This window comes from Pseudomonas sp. H3_E04 (assembly GCF_054668915.1).
Genome location: NZ_CP162797.1, coordinates 4,143,035 through 4,164,082 on the forward strand (window position 1 = coordinate 4,143,035; position 21,048 = coordinate 4,164,082).

21 protein-coding genes are annotated in these 21,048 nt (G+C 61.3%); 11 read left to right on the top strand and 10 right to left on the bottom strand.

From position 1 onward, the window contains the following. The first annotated feature begins 36 nt into the window (after positions 1-36). Positions 37-2,880 (top strand): class I adenylate cyclase, encoded by a 2,844-nt coding sequence (locus tag AB4N53_RS18795; RefSeq protein WP_460122257.1) that lies wholly within the window; start codon positions 37-39, stop codon positions 2,878-2,880. Between the two features lie 9 nt (positions 2,881-2,889). Here AB4N53_RS18795 and rnk read toward each other — a convergent pair whose 3' ends face one another. The 3 genes from rnk to cyaY all read right to left on the bottom strand — a co-directional run bounded on the left by rnk (position 2,890) and on the right by cyaY (position 3,996). Then, on the bottom strand, positions 2,890-3,309 hold the full coding sequence (gene rnk / locus AB4N53_RS18800) for a nucleoside diphosphate kinase regulator (protein ID WP_400557216.1): 420 nt from the start codon (positions 3,307-3,309) through the stop codon (positions 2,890-2,892). A 126-nt stretch (positions 3,310-3,435) separates the two neighbouring features. Beyond that, the gene (locus AB4N53_RS18805) at positions 3,436-3,660 is read right to left on the bottom strand and encodes a DUF1289 domain-containing protein (protein WP_460122260.1); all 225 of its coding nucleotides are present in this window, start codon (positions 3,658-3,660) and stop codon (positions 3,436-3,438) included. Between the two features lie 3 nt (positions 3,661-3,663). Continuing rightward, positions 3,664-3,996, bottom strand: a complete 333-nt coding sequence (gene cyaY / locus AB4N53_RS18810; RefSeq protein ID WP_041476930.1) for an iron donor protein CyaY — start codon at positions 3,994-3,996, stop codon at positions 3,664-3,666. Positions 3,997-4,310: 314 nt separating this feature from the next. Here cyaY and lptM point away from each other — a divergent pair, with 314 nt between their 5' ends. The 6 genes from lptM to AB4N53_RS18840 are packed head-to-tail and all read left to right on the top strand — an operon-like array spanning position 4,311 to position 8,920. Next, a complete protein-coding gene (gene lptM / locus AB4N53_RS18815) occupies positions 4,311-4,484 on the top strand; it encodes an LPS translocon maturation chaperone LptM (protein ID WP_460122263.1) in 174 nt (57 codons plus the stop codon). Between the two features lie 9 nt (positions 4,485-4,493). Continuing rightward, positions 4,494-5,741: a diaminopimelate decarboxylase gene (gene lysA, locus AB4N53_RS18820; RefSeq protein WP_123417744.1), complete on the top strand. Its 1,248-nt coding sequence runs from the start codon at positions 4,494-4,496 to the stop codon at positions 5,739-5,741. Between the two features lie 3 nt (positions 5,742-5,744). Then, a complete protein-coding gene (gene dapF / locus AB4N53_RS18825; RefSeq protein WP_460122265.1) occupies positions 5,745-6,575 on the top strand; it encodes a diaminopimelate epimerase in 831 nt (276 codons plus the stop codon). A 13-nt stretch (positions 6,576-6,588) separates the two neighbouring features. Beyond that, complete coding sequence (locus AB4N53_RS18830) at positions 6,589-7,314, top strand: DUF484 family protein (RefSeq protein ID WP_042607115.1); 726 nt, start codon at positions 6,589-6,591, stop codon at positions 7,312-7,314. A gap of 2 nt (positions 7,315-7,316) precedes the next feature. Then, positions 7,317-8,216, top strand: a complete 900-nt coding sequence (xerC, locus tag AB4N53_RS18835; RefSeq protein ID WP_039757393.1) for a tyrosine recombinase XerC — start codon at positions 7,317-7,319, stop codon at positions 8,214-8,216. Beyond that, positions 8,213-8,920 (top strand): HAD family hydrolase, encoded by a 708-nt coding sequence (locus AB4N53_RS18840; protein WP_460122268.1) that lies wholly within the window; start codon positions 8,213-8,215, stop codon positions 8,918-8,920. Before xerC ends, AB4N53_RS18840 begins: the two co-directional genes overlap by 4 nt. 189 nt (positions 8,921-9,109) lie before the next feature. On the opposite strand, the gene sutA is transcribed toward AB4N53_RS18840, so the two are convergent. From sutA to glnK, 4 genes are all read right to left on the bottom strand, one after another. Continuing rightward, positions 9,110-9,436 carry a transcriptional regulator SutA gene (gene sutA / locus AB4N53_RS18845; protein ID WP_016772583.1) on the bottom strand — a complete coding sequence of 109 codons (327 nt, stop codon included), beginning with the start codon at positions 9,434-9,436 and terminating at the stop codon, positions 9,110-9,112. 101 nt (positions 9,437-9,537) lie between these two features. Continuing rightward, on the bottom strand, positions 9,538-9,963 hold the full coding sequence (locus AB4N53_RS18850; RefSeq protein ID WP_460122271.1) for a secondary thiamine-phosphate synthase enzyme YjbQ: 426 nt from the start codon (positions 9,961-9,963) through the stop codon (positions 9,538-9,540). 215 nt (positions 9,964-10,178) lie between these two features. Further along, the gene (locus AB4N53_RS18855; RefSeq protein WP_041476939.1) at positions 10,179-11,516 is read right to left on the bottom strand and encodes an ammonium transporter; all 1,338 of its coding nucleotides are present in this window, start codon (positions 11,514-11,516) and stop codon (positions 10,179-10,181) included. Between the two features lie 37 nt (positions 11,517-11,553). Next, complete coding sequence (gene glnK / locus AB4N53_RS18860) at positions 11,554-11,892, bottom strand: P-II family nitrogen regulator (RefSeq protein WP_002555808.1); 339 nt, start codon at positions 11,890-11,892, stop codon at positions 11,554-11,556. Between the two features lie 394 nt (positions 11,893-12,286). Between glnK and AB4N53_RS18865 the strand changes: the two genes are divergently transcribed. The 3 genes from AB4N53_RS18865 to AB4N53_RS18875 all read left to right on the top strand — a co-directional run bounded on the left by AB4N53_RS18865 (position 12,287) and on the right by AB4N53_RS18875 (position 14,921). Beyond that, positions 12,287-12,547, top strand: a complete 261-nt coding sequence (locus tag AB4N53_RS18865; protein ID WP_007920416.1) for an accessory factor UbiK family protein — start codon at positions 12,287-12,289, stop codon at positions 12,545-12,547. A 537-nt stretch (positions 12,548-13,084) separates the two neighbouring features. Then, the gene (locus tag AB4N53_RS18870; protein ID WP_460122274.1) at positions 13,085-13,282 is read left to right on the top strand and encodes a hypothetical protein; all 198 of its coding nucleotides are present in this window, start codon (positions 13,085-13,087) and stop codon (positions 13,280-13,282) included. Positions 13,283-13,427: 145 nt separating this feature from the next. Further along, positions 13,428-14,921, top strand: a complete 1,494-nt coding sequence (locus AB4N53_RS18875) for a YifB family Mg chelatase-like AAA ATPase (RefSeq protein WP_460122276.1) — start codon at positions 13,428-13,430, stop codon at positions 14,919-14,921. On the opposite strand, the gene AB4N53_RS18880 is transcribed toward AB4N53_RS18875, so the two are convergent. The 3 genes from AB4N53_RS18880 to AB4N53_RS18890 form a co-directional block, all read right to left on the bottom strand. Next, on the bottom strand, positions 14,918-16,132 hold the full coding sequence (locus AB4N53_RS18880) for an aldose 1-epimerase family protein (RefSeq protein WP_460122278.1): 1,215 nt from the start codon (positions 16,130-16,132) through the stop codon (positions 14,918-14,920). The two genes, AB4N53_RS18875 and AB4N53_RS18880, sit on opposite strands and share 4 nt — an antisense overlap. A gap of 195 nt (positions 16,133-16,327) precedes the next feature. Beyond that, the gene (locus AB4N53_RS18885) at positions 16,328-18,304 is read right to left on the bottom strand and encodes a methyl-accepting chemotaxis protein (protein WP_016772578.1); all 1,977 of its coding nucleotides are present in this window, start codon (positions 18,302-18,304) and stop codon (positions 16,328-16,330) included. A 187-nt stretch (positions 18,305-18,491) separates the two neighbouring features. Further along, on the bottom strand, positions 18,492-19,412 hold the full coding sequence (locus tag AB4N53_RS18890) for a LysR substrate-binding domain-containing protein (protein WP_460122280.1): 921 nt from the start codon (positions 19,410-19,412) through the stop codon (positions 18,492-18,494). 159 nt (positions 19,413-19,571) lie between these two features. Between AB4N53_RS18890 and AB4N53_RS18895 the strand changes: the two genes are divergently transcribed. After that, positions 19,572-20,966 (top strand): NorM family multidrug efflux MATE transporter, encoded by a 1,395-nt coding sequence (locus AB4N53_RS18895; RefSeq protein WP_460122282.1) that lies wholly within the window; start codon positions 19,572-19,574, stop codon positions 20,964-20,966. Positions 20,967-21,048 lie beyond the last annotated feature (82 nt).

Here is a 21,048-nt window from a genome sequence, read left to right on the forward strand (position 1 = left end):
CTCTACGTCCGAGCCTGCAAGCCGGTTTGAGCTGACATGACGCGCACCCACGAAATCCGCCCCGACCTGGACGAAGGCATCGACCGCAAGGTACTCAGCCAGCTGCGCGCACGTTTTCTCAAACTCAATGAAGGCCGCCTCGGCCGCGCACTCGAAGGTTTGTCGACGCGCCAGCAAAGCGTGCTGACGCTGTTGCCGCTGTTCTTTCACGTCAATCATCCGTTGCTGCCCGGCTATGTCTCGGGCAGTACGCCGGCCGGTTTGTCCAATTATGAGCCGGACGCCAATGCGCTGACCGAGGCGCAGCGCCTGACCCGCTCGTTCTCCTACAAGCCGCGCCATGGCAGTAACCCGCCGCGACCGATTCACGGCCTGTTCCTGATGGGCAGCCTCGGCACTCTGGCCCAGGCCGATCAAAGCGACATGGACGTGTGGGTCTGCCATGCACCTGATCTGAGCGAAAGTGAGCTCGCCGAGCTGCGCAAGAAATGCCAGTTGCTGGAAACCTGGGCCGCGAGCCAGGGCGCCGAGGCGCATTTCTTCCTGATCGACCCGGCGCGCTTTATCAAAGGCGAACGTGACTCCCAGCTCAGTTCGGAAAACTGCGGCAGCACCCAGCATTATCTGCTCCTCGACGAGTTTTATCGCACGGCGATCTGGCTGGGCGGACGCACGCCGATCTGGTGGCTGGTGCCGGTCTATGAAGAAACGGCCTACGACGCCTACACCCACACCCTGCTGTCCAAACGCTTCATTCGCGCCGACGAGACGCTTGATCTCGGGCCGATGGCGGCCATTCCGCCCGGCGAATTCATCGGTGCCGGGTTGTGGCAGTTGTTCAAAGGCATCGAATCGCCCTACAAGTCAGTGCTCAAACTGCTGCTGACCGAGGTTTATGCCAGCGAACATCCGCAGGTGCAGTGCCTGAGTCTGCGTTTCAAGAAAGCCGTGTTCGTCAATCAGCTCGATCTTGATGAACTGGACCCGTACATGGTCGTGTACCGGCGTATCGAGGAATACCTGATTGCGCGCAACGAGCCGGAACGCCTTGAGCTGGTGCGCCGCGCGCTGTATCTGAAGGTCAATCGCAAGCTCACCGGCAACAGCCGCAGCCAGGGTTGGCAACGCGCACTGCTCGAACGCCTGGCCGGCGAGTGGCACTGGGATCAACGGCAACTGGCGCTGCTCGACAGCCGCAGTCAGTGGAAAGTCCGCCAGGTCAGCGCCGAGCGCCGCGCGCTGGTCAATGAACTCAACTACAGCTATCGCTTCCTGACCCAGTTCGCCCGCAGCGAACAGACCGTCAGCCTGATCAACAAGCGCGACCTCAATGTTCTCGGCCGGCGCCTGTACGCGGCGTTCGAGCGCAAGGCCGACAAGGTCGAGTTCATCAACCCCGGCATCGCCCCGGATCTGGCCGAAGACACCCTGACCCTGGTGCAGTCGCCGAACAAAAAGGAGCCGGGGCAGACCCAGTGGGGCTTGTACAATGGCAGCCTGACAGCACTGGAGTGGGAACACTTCGCGCCGATCAAGCGCAGTCGCGAGCTGCTTGAACTGCTGACCTGGTGCCACCGCAACGGCGTGATCGACAGCAGCACACGTCTGGCCCTGCATCCGGGCACCAGCGATTTGAGCGAGTTCGAGCTGTTCAACCTGCTCGGCAGCCTGCAGCAGTGCATCGCCCTGCCCTTGCCCACTGTTGCCGAAGAGCCATTGCTGCGTGCCGCTGTGCCCAGCGAAGTGCTGCTGCTGATCAACGTCGGCGTCGACCCGCTCAAGCATCATCGCGATCTGAACATCCTGATGACCACCGAGCGCACTGACTCGCTCAGTTATGCCGGCGTGCGCGAAAACCTGGTGTTGACCCTCGATCAGGTCACGCTCAACAGCTGGAACGAAGTGCTGGTCAATCGTTTCGACGGCCCCCATGCGCTGCTCGATTGCCTGCGCGATTACCTCAACAACCTGCCACGCGGCCCGGTCCAGCCGTCGCTTAAAGTGCGCTGCTTCTGCCACAACCGCGCGCAGTTCATTGCCCGCCGCGTAGAGGAAATCATCGACACCGCGCAGACTCTGTTGCTCAGTGACTTGAATCATCGCTACCTGATTCAGGTGCAGCAGCACTATCACGTGCTGGAGCTGGTGCCGGGTCAGGTCAACCATGTCGCCCTCGCCACCCTGCCGGCGCTGCTCGACTATCTGGGCGAAGAACAACCACGCTACAGCCCGCTGCACCTGGACCCGATGGCGCTGGAGGATCACGACCTCGCGCTGATCCTGCCGATGGGTCAGCCGGAATGCATTCAGGTGTTCTACCGCATCAGCGAACAGCAGGCCGAGCTGTACGTGCTGGATGAATTCAATGCCCTGTGGCAACAGCAACTGCCCTACCACGACGAGCAGAGTCTGCTGGTACCGCTGCAGCGTTTTCTGCAATCGATCCAGTACCGCCGTGAAGCGCAATTGCCGATGGACGGTGGCCCTGCGGGCAGCCCCGAGACTTTGTATTACCAGCTGTTGCCGTCAGGCCCGGGACGCTCGCGCCGAGTCGAAACCCGACCGGCACCGCAGACGCCGGTGAACAAACCGTTCTATGACGTGCAAGCGATCATCGGCAAAGCCGCACCTGGCGAAGTGCAGGTCACCTTGTATTGCAATCAGAGGGAATTCAGCGAGCTGGAGCATGGCGACCAGCTGTTCAGCGTGGTCGCCCGGGAGATCGTCGAGCAGCGCCGCGAGACCGAGCGCTATCGCTGCTACATCACCGACCTCGACCTCTCGGGGCTGCTCGGTGACGGGCACAGTTCAAGCAATCTGTATCTGCGCTACAAGGCGGACCTGGAGCGCTCGTTGAATGAAGCGCTCGAACAGGTTTGAAGCCGGGATTTATTCGGGAAAGGCGCCGCCGTTGACCGGTTGCGATTCCACTTCCAGCAAGGTCAGCTTCAGCGACTTGCCACCCGGAGCCGGCCAGTCGATGTGCTGACCGACCTTAAGACCCAAAAGCGCACTGCCGACCGGCGCCAGAATGGAAATCTTGCCTTCGTCGGCGTTGGCGTCCTTCGGGTAGACCAGGGTCAGGTGATAATCCTTGCCACTGCCTTCTTCGCGGCAATGCACACGGGAATTCATGGTCACGACATCGGCGGGCACTTCATCGTGGCCGACCACGGTATCGGCGCGGTCCAGCTCGGTTTGCAGCGCAATCACGCCCGGCGCAGCCTGGTCTTTCTCGCTCAGGTTGTCGATCAGGCGCTCCAGACGTTGCACGTCCAGACGGGTAAGGGTGATGGAAGGTGCGGTCATGATCCAGGCAGACTCCTTTCTTCTGCACAAAAAAAGCAAAACCCCGCCAAAAAAGACGGGGTTTTCACCGTGCCTCGGTGGTTTGAGGCGTTCGCGGACACTATCACAGCTCAAAAAATATACAAGTCACTCACCATTGGCCTGCCTGCGCTGTGACGCCTGGGCAACGATGACCCGGCGCCGCTGATCATCGGCCGAACGCCATTCGCGAATGTCTTCGACATGGCGCGCGCAGCCGAGGCAGACTTTCTGTTCGTCCAGCCGACATACGCCCGTGCACGGCGAAGGCACCGCCGGGCTGACGTTGCTGTAGAGCGGTTTCGGCGGGCGAACAGGCGCTGCATCAGTCACGAATCACAGACCTTCGAAATCGAATTCAGCGCCAGCCTGTTGCTTGACCAGGCGCTGAAGCATTTCGCCCAGCTGCTCTTCGCTCTTGTCGCACATCCAGCGCTCGCTTTCTTCGTCGTAGTCGAAGTGGAAACCACCGGACACGGCCGCCAGCCACAGCTGACGCAACGGCTCCTGGCGGCTGAAGATCAGCTGGCTGCCGTTTTCGAATTTGACCGTCAGCACGCCGGCCGAGCTTTCCAGATCGATGTCCAGATCGCTTTCGTCAAATATGTCTTCCAGTTTTTCCTGGGTTTCATCGACCAGATCGTGGAAACGGGCTTCGGACAAACTCATTGCGGCAACCTCAAAAATGTCTGATCAGGCTCAAGCGCCGAAAGATACGGACGCTGTCGGCCGATTGCAAAGATTAACGACCAAGCACCTGTCGGCCCATCCAGCACCGCCCCCGTGGGAGCGAGCCTGCTCGCGAAAGCGGTGTGTCAGGCAACGAGCCTGTTGAATTTGCCGACGCCTTCGCGAGCAGGCTCGCTCCCACAGGGATGATGCGCATCAAAGGAGCCCCGCCGGACGGGAACCCCCTCGCATAGGCAAGCTGCCGGGTGGCCGGTATACTCCGGCGCAATTAACGCATTTTCAAGGATTTCGCCATGAAGCGCCTGATCTCTTCCCTTGCTGCGCTCGTCGCGGTTGCCTGTCTGGTCTCGGCCTGTGGTCAGAAAGGCCCGCTGTATCTGCCCGACGACGATCAGGACCCGGCTGAACAAGCCCAGTCCTCGCAAAAGCAGCCATCCAAGGCTCACAAGCACGACGTACACCAATAAGGGATCGCCATGGACGCTTTTAACTACCGTGGCGGGGAGCTGTTCGCGGAAGGTGTGGCGCTGTCCGCCATCGCCGACCGCTTCGGCACACCTACCTATGTCTACTCGCGCGCACACATCCAAGCGCAATATCTGGCCTACGCCGATGCGCTGGCCGGCATGCCGCATCTGGTCTGCTTCGCGGTCAAAGCCAACTCCAACCTCGGTGTACTGAATGTCCTGGCCCGTCTCGGCGCCGGTTTCGACATCGTTTCCCGTGGCGAGCTGGAACGCGTACTGGCCGCGGGTGGCAGCGCCGACAAGATCGTCTTCTCCGGCGTCGGCAAGACCCGTGACGACATGCGTCGCGCCCTCGAAGTCGGCGTGCACTGCTTCAACGTCGAATCCACCGACGAGCTCGAGCGCCTGCAACTGGTCGCCGCCGAGCTGGGCGTTCGCGCCCCGGTTTCGCTGCGCGTGAACCCGGACGTCGATGCCGGCACCCACCCGTACATTTCCACCGGTCTCAAAGAGAACAAGTTCGGCATCGCCATTGCCGACGCCGAAGACGTGTACGTGCGCGCCGCGCATCTGCCTAACCTGGAAGTGGTCGGCGTCGACTGCCACATCGGTTCGCAACTGACCACGCTGCCGCCGTTCATCGATGCACTGGATCGCCTGCTCGATCTGGTCGACCGCCTCGGCGACTGTGGCATTCACCTGCGCCACATCGATCTCGGTGGCGGCCTGGGCGTGCGTTATCGCGATGAAGAGCCGCCGCTGGCTGCCGACTACATCAAGGCCGTGCGCGAGCGTCTCGACGGGCGTGATCTGGCGCTGGTGTTCGAGCCGGGCCGCTTCATCGTTGCCAATGGCGGCGTGTTGCTGACCCAGGTCGAATACCTCAAGCACACCGAGCACAAGGATTTCGCCATCGTCGACGCGGCGATGAACGACCTGATCCGCCCGGCGCTGTATCAGGCGTGGATGGACGTCACGGCGGTGAAACCGCGCGACAGCGCTGCACGCAAATACGACATCGTCGGCCCGATCTGCGAAACCGGCGACTTCCTCGCCAAGGACCGCGAGCTGGCGCTGGAAGAAGGCGACTTGCTGGCAGTGCATTCGGCCGGTGCCTACGGTTTTGTGATGAGCTCCAACTACAACACCCGTGGCCGTGCCGCCGAGGTGCTGGTGGATGGTGATCAGGTTTTTGAAGTGCGTCGCCGCGAAACCGTGGCCGAGCTGTTTGCCGGCGAAAGCCTGCTGCCGGAGTAACCCATGCTGCTGCGTTTTACCAAAATGCACGGCCTGGGCAACGACTTCATGGTCCTCGACCTGGTCAGCCAGCACGCGCACATTCAGCCTAAACACGCCAAGCAATGGGGCGATCGTCACACCGGTATCGGTTTCGACCAGTTGCTGATCGTCGAAGCGCCGAGTAACCCGGACGTGGATTTCCGCTACCGGATCTTCAACTCCGACGGTTCGGAAGTGGAACAGTGCGGCAACGGTGCGCGCTGCTTCGCCCGCTTCGTGCTCGACAAGCGTCTGACCGCCAAGCGGCAGATCCGCGTCGAGACCAAGGGCGGCATCATCGAACTGGACGTGCGTAACGACGGCCAGATCGGCGTGAACATGGGCGCGCCGCGTCTGGTGCCGGCGGACATTCCATTCCATGCGCCGGCCCAGGCCACCAGTTATCAGCTGGATGTCGACGGCACCACGGTCGAACTGGCCGCCGTGTCGATGGGCAATCCCCACGCGGTGATTCGCGTGGACGACATCAACAGCGCACCGGTGCATGAGCTGGGGCCGAAGATCGAACACCATCCACGCTTCCCGGCGCGGGTCAATGTCGGCTTCCTTCAGGTCATCGATCGCCACCGCGCACAATTGCGCGTGTGGGAACGCGGCGCCGGGGAAACCCAGGCCTGCGGCACCGGCGCCTGTGCGGCGGCGGTGGCGGCCATCAGTCAGGGGTGGATGGATTCGCCGCTGTTGATCGACCTGCCCGGCGGGCGTCTGTCCATCGAGTGGGCCGGCCCGGGCGAACCGGTGTTGATGACCGGTCCGGCAGTGCGTGTATACGAAGGACAAGTGCGTCTTTGAGCGAGCAGAAATCATGACCGACAAGCCTCAGGTACCCGCCCGACCAGCCGACGAATCAGCGTCCGAGAGCCTTGAGGCAGCGGCGGTTGCCGCCTACCTTGAGGCTCATCCGGACTTCTTCGTCGAGCACGAAGAGCTGCTGCCGTCGTTGCGCATCCCGCACCGACGCGGCGACACCGTATCGCTGGTCGAACGGCAGATGACTATCCTGCGCGACCGCAATATCGAGATGCGCCATCGCCTCTCGCATCTGATGGATGTGGCCCGCGACAACGATCGCCTCTTTGAAAAGACCCGACGCCTGATTCTCGCGCTGATGGATGCGTCGACCCTGGAAGACGTGGTCATCAGCGTTGAAGACAGTCTGCGTCAGGATTTTCAGGTGCCCTTCGTCAGTCTGATCCTGCTCGGCGACAACCCGGCACCGGTCGGCCGCTGGGTGACTCACGCCGACGCGCAAACCGCTATCGGCGGCCTGCTCACCGAAGGCAAAAGCGTCAGCGGCAGCCTGCGTGAACATGAGCTGGATTTCCTCTTCGGCGAAGAACAGCGCCAGCAGATCGGCTCGACCGCCGTGGTTGCCGTCAGCCATCAGGGCATTCACGGCATCCTGGCCATCGCCAGTCGTGACCCGCAGCACTACAAAAGCTCGGTCGGCACCCTGTTCCTGAGCTACATCGCCGAGGTCATGGGCCGCGTGCTGCCACGGGTCAACAGCTCGCTGCGCTCGGTACGCTGACCATGGAACGACAACTGGACGCTTACTGCGAACATCTGCGCAGTGAGCGACAGGTGTCGCCGCACACCCTGTCGGCTTATCGCCGCGACCTCGATAAAGTCCTTGGCTGGTGCATCAAGCAGAACATCGGCAGCTGGGCCGCGCTGGACATCCAGCGCCTGCGCAGCCTGATCGCCAGACTGCATGCGCAAGGCCAGTCCTCGCGCAGCCTCGCCCGCCTGCTCTCAGCGGTGCGCGGGCTCTATCACTACTTGAATCGCGAAGGCTTGTGCGACCACGACCCGGCCACCGGCCTGGCCCCGCCAAAAGGCGAACGACGCCTGCCGAAAACCCTCGATACCGACCGCGCACTACAATTGCTGGAAGGTGCGGTCGAGGACGATTTTCTCGCCCGGCGCGATCAGGCGATTCTTGAGCTGTTCTATTCCTCCGGCCTGCGCCTGTCCGAGCTGACCGGGCTCAATCTCGATCAACTCGACCTCGCCGACGGTATGGTTCAGGTGCTCGGCAAGGGCAGCAAGACGCGGCTGTTGCCGGTGGGTAAAAAGGCCCGCGAAGCACTGGAACAGTGGTTGCCGCTGCGCGCCATGACCAACCCGGCGGACGATGCGGTGTTTGTCAGCCAGCAAGGTCGACGCCTCGGCCCGCGCGCGATTCAGGTGCGGGTCAAACTGGCTGGCGAGCGCGAACTGGGGCAGAACCTGCATCCGCACATGCTGCGGCACTCGTTCGCCAGCCATTTGCTCGAGTCCTCGCAGGACCTGCGCGCGGTGCAGGAATTGCTCGGCCACTCCGACATCAAAACCACACAGATCTATACCCACCTCGACTTCCAGCATCTGGCGGCGGTCTACGACAGCGCCCATCCCCGGGCCAAACGCATGAAAGGCGATGATTCATGAGCATTCAGTTGATCACCTTCGACCTCGACGACACTTTGTGGGATACCGCGCCGGTGATCGCCAGCGCTGAAACCGTGTTGCGCGAGTGGCTGAGCGAACATGCGTCCAGCCTGGGCGCGGTGCCGGTGGAGCATTTGTGGGCGATTCGCGAGCGCGTGCTGGCGGGCGAACCGGGGCTCAAGCACCGCATCAGCGCGCTGCGTCGACGTGTGCTGTTCCACGCGCTGGAAGAGGCCGGATATGCCCACGGCGAGGCATCGGATCTGGCTGACAAGGCTTTTGACGTGTTCCTGCACGCTCGGCATCAGATCGAAGTGTTCCCGGAAGTCGAGCCGCTGCTGGAGCTGCTCGCCAATCACTATGCCCTCGGCGTGGTCACCAATGGCAATGCCGACGTGCGTCGGTTGGGGCTGGCGGATTATTTCAAGTTCGCCCTGTGCGCCGAAGACATCGGCATCGCCAAGCCGGATGCGCGCCTGTTTCATGAAGCGTTGCAGCGCGGTGGTGTGGGTGCTGAAGCGGCGGTGCATGTTGGCGATCATCCCGGTGATGACATTGCCGGGGCGCAGCAGGCGGGCTTGCGCGCGGTGTGGTTCAACCCGACGGGCAAGGTGTGGGAAGCGGAGCGCTTGCCGGATGCGCAGATTCGCAGCCTCACGGAACTGCCAGCCGTCCTCGCACGCTGGAATTCCTCCTCGAACTGATCTACAGCCCTGTGGGAGCGAGCCTGCTCGCGAATGCGATGTGTCATCCAACATGTATGTCGGCTGACATGCCCTCTTCGCGAGCAGGCTCGCTCCCACAGGGGACTGCATTTGTTTTCAACGGATTTATTTCAGGCATGAAAAAGCCCGCAGCGACGGCGGGCTTTTTCAGCAAGCGAGCGACGCGCCTCAGATAGGGCGGCTGCCGTACTTGTTGTCCGGCTTCTTGGGCGGATCGGCGACCACGTTGGCCTCCACTTCCTGCACCTTGCCGCCGCGCGCAAGGAATTCTTCCATGGCCTTGGCCAGGGCGTCACGCTCCTTGTTCTTGGCTTCGATGCTCGGCAACTCATCGACCGATACCGCAGCCTTGGCTTTGCCTTTGGCAGCCGGGGCCGGCGTGTCGTCACCACCATCGTCTTCGGCAACGTCTTCCGCTGCCGCTTCCAGGCCTTCCTCGGCCTCGTCTTCGTCGCCTACTTCGAGGTCGTCGTTTTCCAGATCATCGTCGCTCATGTTCTACCTCATGACTTGCCAAAAGCAGATTAGTTATAGACCAGCTTTGGCGGCTGTCGAAGCCGCCGTTGAAAAATCTTCTGCCGCTGCCCGGCAGCGGCTCATGCCTGTTCACCGTGCAAGGTGGCGAGGACTTTACGGGCACCGCCATGATCACGGTGCTCGCCCAGATAAATCCCTTGCCAGGTACCCACTGCCAGCCGTCCAGCCGCAACCGGCAGACTGATCTGGCAACCGAGCACGCTGGCCTTGAAGTGCGCCGGGAGATCATCCGGGCCTTCGTCGTTGTGCTCGTAGTCGTCCGTTCCTTGTGGGATCAGACGATTGAAAAATCGTTCGAAGTCGCGACGAACTGCCGGATCGGCGTTCTCGTTGATGGTCAACGACGCCGACGTGTGCTGCAGCCACAAATGCAACAGACCGACCCGACAGGTCCTGAGTTCAGGCAAGCCTGCGAGCAACTCGTCCGTCACCAGATGAAACCCCCGGGGCCTTGCCCGCAGGGTTATCAGAGTCTGTTGCCACATACAGTTCTCCGCTCGTTCGGGGCGCATTCTAGCGTGCTCTGAAAAAAAACAAAGGCCCTAATATTCCTGCAGCGATGTAAGCGATTGCCCGCAGAAAAAGCCTCGTCGTAAAGACGACCAAAGCCGTAAGAAAAATCCTTTCAGCCGCTCCTTGAATGACAAATCCCGGACAAAAAAATGCCCGGCGAACCGGGCAATTTTTTTATCGCGCGTACTTACAGGTTGTAGCCGCGTTCGTTGTGTTGTGCCAGATCGAGGCCGACCGACTCTTCTTCCTCGGTTACACGCAGACCCATGACGGCGTCCAGCACCTTGAGGATGATGAAGGTGACGATCGCGGTGTAGATCACCGTGAAGCCGACGCCTTTGATCTGAATCCAGACCTGCGCGCCAATGTCAGTCACGGTGCCAAAGCCGCCCAGTGCCGGTGCGGCAAACACACCGGTGAGGATCGCGCCGAGGATACCGCCGATGCCGTGCACGCCGAAGGCGTCCAGGGAATCGTCATAGCCGAGTTTGCGTTTCAGGGTGGTGGCGCAGAAGAAGCACACCACGCCTGCGGCAAGACCGATCACCAGTGCACCCATCGGGCCTACGGTGCCAGCGGCTGGAGTGATCGCGACCAGACCGGCGACCACACCCGAAGCAATACCCAGTGCGCTTGGCTTGCCGTGGGTGACCCACTCGGCAAACATCCAGCCCAGTGCCGCAGCGGCAGTGGCGATCTGGGTAACCAGCATGGCCATACCGGCAGTGCCGTTGGCAGCAGCAGCGGAACCGGCGTTGAAGCCGAACCAGCCGACCCACAGCATCGCCGCGCCCATCAGCGTGTAGCCGAGGTTATGCGGAGCCATTGGTGTGGTCGGGAAGCCTTTGCGCTTGCCCAGTACCAGGCACGCCACCAGACCGGCGATACCGGCGTTGATGTGCACCACGGTGCCACCGGCGAAGTCGAGCACGCCCCAGTCCCACATCAGGCCGCCGTTACCGGACCAGACCATGTGCGCGATCGGTGCATAAACCAGAGTGAACCAGATGCCCATGAAGATCAGCATCGCAGAGAACTTCATGCGCTCGGCGAACGCACCGACGATCAGCGCCGGGGTGATGATCGCGAAGGTCATCTGGAAGGTGATGAACACCGCCTCGGGGAACAGCGCCGCCGGGCCGGTGATGCTCGAAGGCGTGACACCGGCGAGGAACGCCTTGCCCATGCCGCCGAAGAACGAATTGAAGTTGACGACGCCCTGCTCCATGCCGGTAGTGTCGAAGGCAATGCTGTAGCCATAAATGACCCACAGGATGCTGATCAGACCGGTAATGGCGAAGCACTGCATCAGCACGGAAAGAATGTTTTTCGAGCGAACCATACCGCCGTAGAACAGCGCCAGGCCGGGGATGGTCATGAACAGCACGAGCGCTGTCGAGGTAAGCATCCAGGCGGTGTCGCCGGAATTGAGGACTGGCGCTGCCACTTCGTCTGCCGCCATGGCGATGCCGGGCATTACGATGGACAACAGGGCGCCTAGCCCTGCGAATTTACGCAGAGTCATATTGTTTTCTCCTGGGGCGTTGGGTTTGTGGCGGCGCTTAGATCGCGTCGGTATCGGTTTCGCCGGTACGGATGCGGATCGCCTGTTCCAGATTGACCACGAAGATCTTGCCGTCACCGATCTTGCCGGTGTTGGCCGCCTTGGTTATCGCCTCGATAACCCGATCCAGATCCTTGTCGTCGATGGCCACGTCGATTTTCACCTTGGGCAGAAAATCGACCACATATTCCGCGCCGCGATACAGCTCGGTGTGACCCTTCTGCCGGCCGAAGCCTTTGACTTCAGTAACGGTAATGCCCTGCACGCCGATTTCGGACAGCGACTCGCGCACGTCGTCCAACTTGAACGGCTTGATGATGGCAGTGACTAGCTTCATGAAACTCTCTCCCGAATTGGTGGACTTGCCCCAGGAAAACAAACCCGTCTCAAGTCTAAGCGCAGTGCCTGGCTTTGTAACGCATCGTTGACGCCAGCTAACCGCATCAGACGAAACTCCCCGCTTCGTCTGCCGCACTGCATTCGTCACAGCGACTGCATCAGTGCATGGGTCGAGGGTGACTAAGCAGAAACCTTGCCAGCTCGGCAAAAACCCTGCATTTCAATCTCTTGGCCCGTGTTGCACGCGCTCGGGCAGAAAAGCTTTTGCCGATACGCACAACAACGGTGCGCCACCGTCCGTCCCCCTGCGCGAAAAGCGTGCATCCGTGCAACGGGATTGACTATAGACACTGCGTGATACACTGCCGGCCATTGTTTCCAGGACATTTCCCATGCTCGCGCCCAAAGACTTCCTCGACGCCCTGAGCGGCACCGCCTCCCGCCTGTTCAGCGGCGACACGCCACTGCCGAAAGCCGAAATCGAAAGCCAGTTCAAAATGCTGCTGCAGAGTGCCTTCAGCAAACTTGATCTGGTCAGCCGGGAAGAGTTTGATAGTCAGATGGTGGTGCTGGCGCGCACCCGTGCACGGCTTGAGAGTCTGGAAGCGAAGGTTGCCGAGATGGAAGCGAAGCTGACACCGCCCGCGGAATAACCCGCGTCCCCTGTAGGAGCTGCCGAAGGCTGCGATCTTTTGATCTTCAGCCCTTCAACCATCCCCGCAACCTCCTACAACCTGCACCACTGCCATCCGATTGCGCCGAAAGCCCAGGTTTCCAAGCTCATCTGATGCTGAATGTTCAGCAGCGGGTTTGGCGACCTGGACAGCTTAAGGTGCACGACAACCCATCAGGTCATCCCCACCAACATCCCACCACAAGCGAACACCCACACCTGAGCCTGCTCAGTTGGCCGGACATGACGTTGGGTTTGTTGCACTATTCAGAACCTCGCCCGGATGAATCAGGCGCATACCATTGCGGTCCATTTTTCGCCTCCAGAGGCTGTGTTGAGTGGCCAAACTGGAGCATCCGACTCCGCGATACAAGACAGTCGAAAACCTTTCACCGACGTCCTACAACTATTAGCGCATGGCCCTGCAAAAATTAGCGTCTGCGCCTGATTACGCGACTCTTCCTCCTTGTACTACGGTGGCCAACCAAGCATCTGTCACCCAAAAAACGAGGCCTCAATGAAAGACAAAAAGAGAAGGGCAAAGCTAGAACAGATTGTTGGATATCACGCTGAAGCACTTCGGTTAGCCGGAGGTATTTCAGCCAATCAGCGTCGTTTTATTGAGGTAGCGGCCAAGTACTGTAACGAACTCGAACCGGACGGTTGGCTGGCCGGGGGAGGAAGCCAAGTGAAAAATCCCGAAGAAGAAAACTAATGCAGCGTCTCTACTGACCGTGGAGGGCAACTTGGCAACATCCAGTGAAGGTTTACCCTTGCATCGGTGCCACTTGGGCTCGCTCTCCCGACTACCCTTCAAAAACCCGCAGGAAGCGGCTCCCGATTCAGCTCAAGGAACGACCATGTCCCTCTCCATTGTCCACAGCCGCGCCCAGGTTGGCGTGGAAGCTCCAGCCGTCACTGTCGAAGTCCACCTGGCCAACGGCCTGCCGTCGCTGACCATGGTCGGCCTGCCTGAAGCGGCGGTGAAGGAAAGCAAGGATCGGGTGCGCAGTGCGATCATCAATTCCGGGCTGCAATTTCCGGCGCGGCGGATCACCTTGAATCTGGCGCCGGCGGATCTGCCCAAGGATGGCGGACGCTTCGATCTGGCGATTGCCTTGGGGATTTTGTCGGCCAGTGTGCAGGTGCCCTGCCTGACGCTGGACGATGTGGAATGTCTGGGTGAGTTGGCGCTGTCAGGTGCCGTGCGGCCGGTGCGTGGTGTGCTGCCGGCAGCACTGGCGGCGCGCAAGGCCGGGCGGGCGCTGGTGGTGCCTCGAGCGAATGCCGAGGAGGCATGTCTGGCGTCGGGGTTGAAGGTGTTTGCGGTGGATCATTTGTTGGAAGCGGTGGCTCATTTCAATGGGCATACGCCGGTGGAGCCTTACGTTTCCGATGGTTTGATGCACGCTGCCAAGCCCTATCCCGACCTCAACGAGGTGCAGGGTCAAACAGCCGCAAAGCGCGCACTGCTGATTGCCGCTGCGGGGGCACATAACCTGTTGTTCAGCGGGCCGCCGGGCACTGGCAAGACATTGCTGGCCAGTCGTTTGCCGGGGTTGCTGCCACCGCTTTCCGAATGCGAGGCGCTGGAAGTGGCAGCGATTCAATCGGTCGCCAGCGGGGTACCCCTGACTCACTGGCCGCAACGCCCCTTCCGCCAGCCCCACCACTCCGCATCCGGGCCAGCGCTGGTCGGTGGCAGCTCGAAACCGCAACCCGGGGAGATCACCCTCGCCCACCATGGCGTGCTGTTTCTCGATGAGTTGCCGGAGTTTGATCGCAAAGTGTTGGAAGTTTTACGCGAGCCTTTGGAGTCGGGACATATCGTCATCGCGCGGGCCAAGGATCGCGTACGTTTCCCCGCGCGATTCCAATTGGTTGCCGCGATGAATCCGTGCCCCTGTGGATATCTTGGCGAACCCAGTGGCAAATGCTCGTGCACGCCGGACATGGTCCAGCGCTATCGCAACAAACTGTCAGGGCCGCTACTCGACCGGATTGATTTGCACCTGACCGTCGCGCGGGAGGCAACCGCGTTGAATCCGGCAGCCAAGGCCGGCGAAAACAGCGCCAGCGCTGCGGCGTTGGTGGCCGAAGCGCGGGAGCGTCAGCAGAAACGTCAAGGCTGTGCCAATGCGTTTCTCGATCTGCCGGGGCTGAAGCATCACTGCAAGTTATCCACAGCCGACGAGAAATGGCTGGAAGCGGCCTGCGAGCGACTGATCCTGTCGCTGCGCTCGGCGCATCGCCTGCTCAAGGTCGCGCGCACGCTGGCGGATCTTGAACAGGCCGACGCGATTAGCCGCGAGCATCTGGCCGAGGCACTGCAATACCGGCCGGCGACACCTTAATGCTCCGTCAGATCAACCAGCGGTGCCTGACGCACTTCGGTGTCGCGTCCGGCCTGAATCTCGGTCACGCGCTTCAAGGCGTTATCCACCGCCCCTTTGTCGGCCAGCAGGCTATAGCTGATCTGGAACTGTTTATGTTCTTTTGGGGCAATGGTCGGCACCAGATTCAACGGCCGCTGATAGCGACGGTTGTAGGAAAAACTGGTGCCGGGCTCGAGGCCGGTGACGTAGCCCTGCCCTTGGGTGTCGGTGTTTTTCCACAGCGAAAAAACTGGCAACTGCTGAGTATTGAAGCCAACGGATACGCCGAGGCTACCGGCCTTGTTGTGCAGCACGGTGAGGGTGTCACCCTTGGCGTCCGCATAAGGCACGACGTTGTAGACCGTTTCGTCGTAGTCCTTGGTTGGCCCGCGATAGGTCTGCCAGTCGGGCAGATCGCCCTTGGCCTTGTCGTTGAACGGCGACACCTGCTTCACCGGCGCGGCGAACTTCGCGCCTTGCTCAAGAAACGGCGTGCTGAAATTGCTGTGATACAGCGCCTGATATTCCTTCGCATAGTCGCCGTTGTTGGTCAGGGTATCGTTGAGGGCGAAGCTGGCGCTGCCCGGTTCGGTGACCAGTTCGGTCGCTACCGAGAAATCGACTTTCTTGAATGCCTGCTCTTTCAACTCGCCACGCAGCGTGATGGCATACGGCGGCTTTTCATCGATGTGCAGGGTGACGGTGCTGGCCGGGATGTTGGCGGCCCGACCGTGCAGGGTCAGCAGTTCGCCGTTGTCCATGCCGGGATGGCCAACCCACTCATAACCGCAACGGGTGACCAGCTCATTGAAGCCTTCCAGCCAGCCCAGACCACCGCGACCGTTGAGCTCGATGAACGCCGGGTTGACCACGTCCTTGACCGGCGAATCCCAGCCCATGCGCACGTCGCCCACCGAAGCCTGCAACACGTTCATGCCACGGGTCGGCACTACCGACAGCTTCATCGTGCCGTTATCGATATCGACAACGCTGACGCCCTCCTGACGACCGCCATGCAGAGTACGCAGGGTCACGGAAAACGGTTTGGCGGTTTTTACACCGAGTTGTTCACTGGTGATCGTCCAGTTTTTTGCCGGAGTGTTGGCGTCGAGCAGGACATAGTCCCAGGCCATGGCGTGGGAAGCGGCAGAGAACGCGCCGAGGGCGACGAGGAGTTTGAGCGGGGTCATGGCAGCAGCCTTTATTGGAGTTGTGCCATTTTTATAGCGCTGCGGAAACGTTTCAGCAAGTGCAAAGAAGCGGTGGGAGAAAAGCATTCGCGAGCAGGCTCGCTCCCACTGGGGTTTCCGGATTTCACAACCTTTGTGAATCACACCGAAAACTGTGGGAGCGAGCCTGCTCGCGATAGCTATTTCAGAGACGCATCAACGAAAGCGGTCAACCTCGGAACGCAGATCCGCCGCCAGCTTCTCCAGCTCTTTAGCGGTGACAGCCAGGTTCGACACCACCTCACGCTGCTCGCTGTTGGCCAAGGCGATGCTTTGCAAATTGCTGCTCAGCAACGTGGCAGTGCTGCTTTGTTCCTGAGTGGCGGTAGTGATAGCAGCAAACTGCTGGCCTGCCGAACGGCTCTGCTCGTCGATCCGCGCCAGCGCCGAGGCGACATTGGCGTTGCGCGACAGGCCTTCCTGCATCAGCACATTGCCCTGCTCCATGGTGCTGATCGCGTTGCCGGTTTCCTGCTGGATGCTGTGGATCATGCTGGAGATTTCGTCGGTGGCCTGACGGGTGCGCGAGGCGAGGCTGCGCACTTCGTCGGCGACCACGGCAAAACCGCGACCCTGCTCACCGGCACGCGCGGCTTCGATGGCAGCGTTGAGTGCCAACAGGTTGGTCTGCTCGGCGATCGAGGTGATCACACCGACAATGCCGCCAATTTCCTGCGAGCGCTGCCCCAGCGTGTTGATCACGCTGGCGGTGCTGTTCAGCGCGCCGGCGATCTGCTCCAGCGACGACGACGCTTCTTCCATCGAGCTGCGGCCGATCTGGGTTTGCTGAGCGTTTTCCTGCGCCAGGCGCTGAGTCGCGCCCATGTTGTCGGCAATGTTCAGCGACGTCGCGCTGAACTCTTCCACGGCGCCGGCCATGCTGGTGATTTCGCCCGACTGCTGCTCCATGCCTTCGTAAGCACCACCGGACAAACCGGACAGCGCCTGCGCACGGCTGTTGACCTCTTCCGAAGCGCGGCGGATGTGCTCGACCATGGTCGACAGCGCCTGGCTCATCTGGTTGAACGCGCGCGACAGCTGACCGATTTCGTCGTGGCTCGATACGTTCAAGCGCACGCTCAGATCACCAGCGCCCAAGGCTTCGGCCTGGCGCACCAGATCGCCCAGCGGCGCGAGTTTGCTGCGCAGCAGCCAGACCACGGAACCGACCGCGAGCAACATCGCCAGCAGGCTGCCGATCGCCAGTTGTGTACCGACGCTCCAGGTCACCGCGCGGATCTCGGCTTTCGGCATGCTCGCCACCACCGACCACGGGCCACCTTCGAACGGCACGGCGATGCTGTAGAAGTCCTCGCCCTTGTCGCTCCAGAACTCACCCTTGCCCGGGGTTTTTACCAGGTTGTTGATGGTCGGGGCGGCTTGATCCAGGTTTTCGACGCCGGCAATCGGCACCAGCCATTTGTTCTGCTCGTCGAGGAGCGCCAGCGAGCCGGTCTTGCCAATGCGGAAGCGCTTGAGATTAGCGAACTGCGCGTTCTGCGCGTCGGTGTAATCGAAGCCGACGTACAGCACGGCGATGATCTTGCCGCCCGCATCGCGCACCGGGGTGTACTGCGACATGTAGTAGCGCTCGAACAGCAGCGAGCGGCCGACATAACTCTGCCCCGCCATCAGCTTCGCGTAGGCCGGGTTGGCATGATCGAGCACGGTGCCGATGGCACGGGTGCCGTCCTGCTTGCTGACATTGGTGCTGACGCGAATGAAGTCTTCGCCGCTGCGCACGAACACCGTGGCAACGCCGGCGGTCATCTGCTTGAATTCGTCAACTTCCTTGAAGTTGTTATTCAGCACCTCGTTGCCAAGGTGCAGGCCCGGGGTCTGCACGCCGGCCACGGTCACTGGCTGATCGGGGTGCACACTCAGGCCACTGCCGAAGCGCTTTTCGAACAGCCCGCTCAGACGCAGGGTGCTTTCGCGCAGCGTACCGTGGAAGGTACTCAGCTGATCGGCCAGCAGCCGGGCCTCACTGGCCAGATGCTCTTCACGGGTGGCGAGGTTGGCGGAATCCAGCGAACGCAAGGCGAACACCGTACTGCCGCTGATGACTATCGCCAGTATCACAGCAAGGGCAAGGCCCAGCTGCGAGGCGATCCGAGCACGAGGTTGAGACATGAACAGCTCCTGGCCGAGCCACCGAATCCTCCTTGATCGCGGTAATTGCCCGGAAAATATTCTAATAATGGGAGTAGCGCGGAACCGGCACGACGGTTCCACATGCTCGTAGTCGGCGGAAAATCCGAATACTTGAGCGGATTGCGTGGGCATGGCGCAGTAGTGGCATTGTGCCGGCTCGAACGTTTCAGCTCAAGCGCTGCACCGCCGGCAATTGCATGGCGCGGACTTCGCCTTGGAGAAAATCGCTGAGGCGGCGCAAACGTTCACCTCCCGGGCGCGGTTTTGGCCACACCAGGTAATAATTCAGGCCACTGGCGACCGCCGTCGGCCAAGGCAGGCTCAAGCGCCCTTGCGCGACATCTTCGGCGACCATCAACAGATCACCCATCGAAACGCCGTAGCCGCGCGCAGCCGCGATCATGCCCAGCTCCAGCGTATCGAACACCTGACCGCCCTTGAGCGAGACCTGATCGGACAGGCCCATGCGCTCCAGCCAACTGCGCCAGTCGCGGCGATCCGGAGTCGGATGCAGCAGTTCAGCAGTCGCCAGACGCGCCACGTCCCAAGGTTGATCGTTGAGCAGGTTCGGCGCGCCGACCGGGATCAGTTCCTCCGGAAACAGCAGGCTCGCTTCCCAGTCCGGCGGGAAATGCCCGTCACTCAGCAGCACCGCGCAATCGAATGGCTCATTGTTGAAGTCCACCGAATCGATGTCCATCCACGCACTGGTCAGTTGCACCTCATTGCCCGGCTGCAAATGGCGGAAGCGACTCAACCGCGCGAGCAACCACCGCATGGTCAGGGTTGAAGGCGCCTTCATGCGCAGAATGTCGTCCTCGGCACGCAAGGTATTGCAGGCGCGTTCAAGGGCGCAGAAGCCTTCGCGGATACCGGGCAACAGCAGCCGCGCCGATTCGGTCAGTTGCAGGTTGCGCCCGCTGCGGTGAAACAGCCGGCAGGCAAAGTGTTCTTCAAGGGTGCGCATGTGCCGACTGACCGCGCTCTGGGTGATCGACAGCTCTTGCGCCGCGCGCGTGAACGAGCTGTGTCGCGCTGCGGCTTCGAATGCGCGCAGGGCATACAACGGCGGAAGTCGTCGGGACATACACAAAGCTCCAGTAACGGGGATATGGCCAATTCGGCGGGCACGTTTCAGCATGAGTATTAATCATGCCACCCATCCTTTTTATCCCTTTGTGCAAAGCCTGCCAAGCGCCGAGAATCGACGCTCTTCTGTTCCCTCTTAAATCAGGTGGTGATGACCATGCGGCATCCTGTGCGTACCGAACTCTGGGCCATCCTGCGGCTGGCGGGGCCGCTGATTGCTTCGCAGTTGGCGCATATGCTGATGGTGCTGACCGACACCCTGATGATGGCGCGCCTCAGTCCCGAGGCGCTGGCCGGTGGCGGCCTCGGTGCGGCCAGCTACTCATTTGTATCGATTTTCTGCATCGGCGTGATTGCAGCGGTCGGCACACTGGTAGCGATCCGTCAGGGTGCCGGCGATATCATCGGTGCCGCGCGCCTGACACAGGCCGGACTGTGGCTGGCCTGGCTGATGGCGCTCGGCGCCGGGTTGTTGCTGTGGAACCTGAAACCCGTATTGCTGTTGTTCGGCCAGACCGAAACCAACGTCAACGCCGCCGGGCAATTTCTCATCGCCCTGCCCTTCGCCCTGCCCGGTTATTTGAGTTTCATGGCCCTGCGCGGTTTTACCAGTGCAATCGGCCGGGCGACGCCGGTGATGGTCATCAGCCTCGCCGGCACCGTGGCCAACTTCCTGCTCAACTACGCGCTGATCACCGGCATGTTCGGCCTGCCGCAACTGGGTCTGACCGGCATCGGTCTGGTCACGGCGATTGTCGCCAACTGCATGGCCCTGGCGCTGGCCTGGCACATTCGCCGGCATCCGGCATATAACGCTTACCCCTTGCGCGCCGGCCTGTCGCGGCCGAACCGGCAATACCTGAAAGAACTCTGGCGCCTGGGCCTGCCAATTGGCGGCACCTATGCGGTGGAAGTCGGGTTGTTCGCTTTCGCTGCGCTGTGCATGGGCACCATGGGCAGTACACAGATGGGCGCGCATCAGATTGCACTGCAGATCGTGTCGGTGGCGTTCATGGTCCCGGCCGGGATGTCCTATGCCATCACCATGCGCGTCGGCCAACACTACGGCGCCGGGCAACTGATCGATGCACGGATGTCCGGGCGTGTCGGCATCGCTTTCGGCGCCGTGGTAATGCTCGGCTTTGCCCTGGTGTTCTGGCTGTGGCCGAACCAGTTGGTCGGCTTGTTCCTCGACCACAACGACCCGGCGTTTGCCGAGGTGATCCGTCTGGCGGTGAGCCTGCTGGCCGTAGCGGCGTGGTTCGAGCTGTTCGACGGCACGCAGACGATTGCCATGGGCTGTATCCGCGGGCTCAAGGATGCCAAGACGACGTTCCTCGTGGGGCTTGCTTGCTATTGGCTGATTGGCGCGCCAGCGGCGTGGTGGATGGCGTTTCACCTGAACTGGGGACCAACCGGCGTCTGGTGGGGTCTGGCGCTGGGGTTGGCGTGCGCGGCGGTGAGCCTGACGCTGGCGTTCGAATGGAAGATGCAGCGGATGATTCGGCGCGAGCCGCAATCTCAAGGTTTCATCATCCCCCAGGCCGAATGAGGGTTTCCTTTGTGGGAGCGAGCCTGCTCGCGAAGACCGAGCGTCAGGCACAGATCATTCAGCTGACAGAACGCCTTCGCGA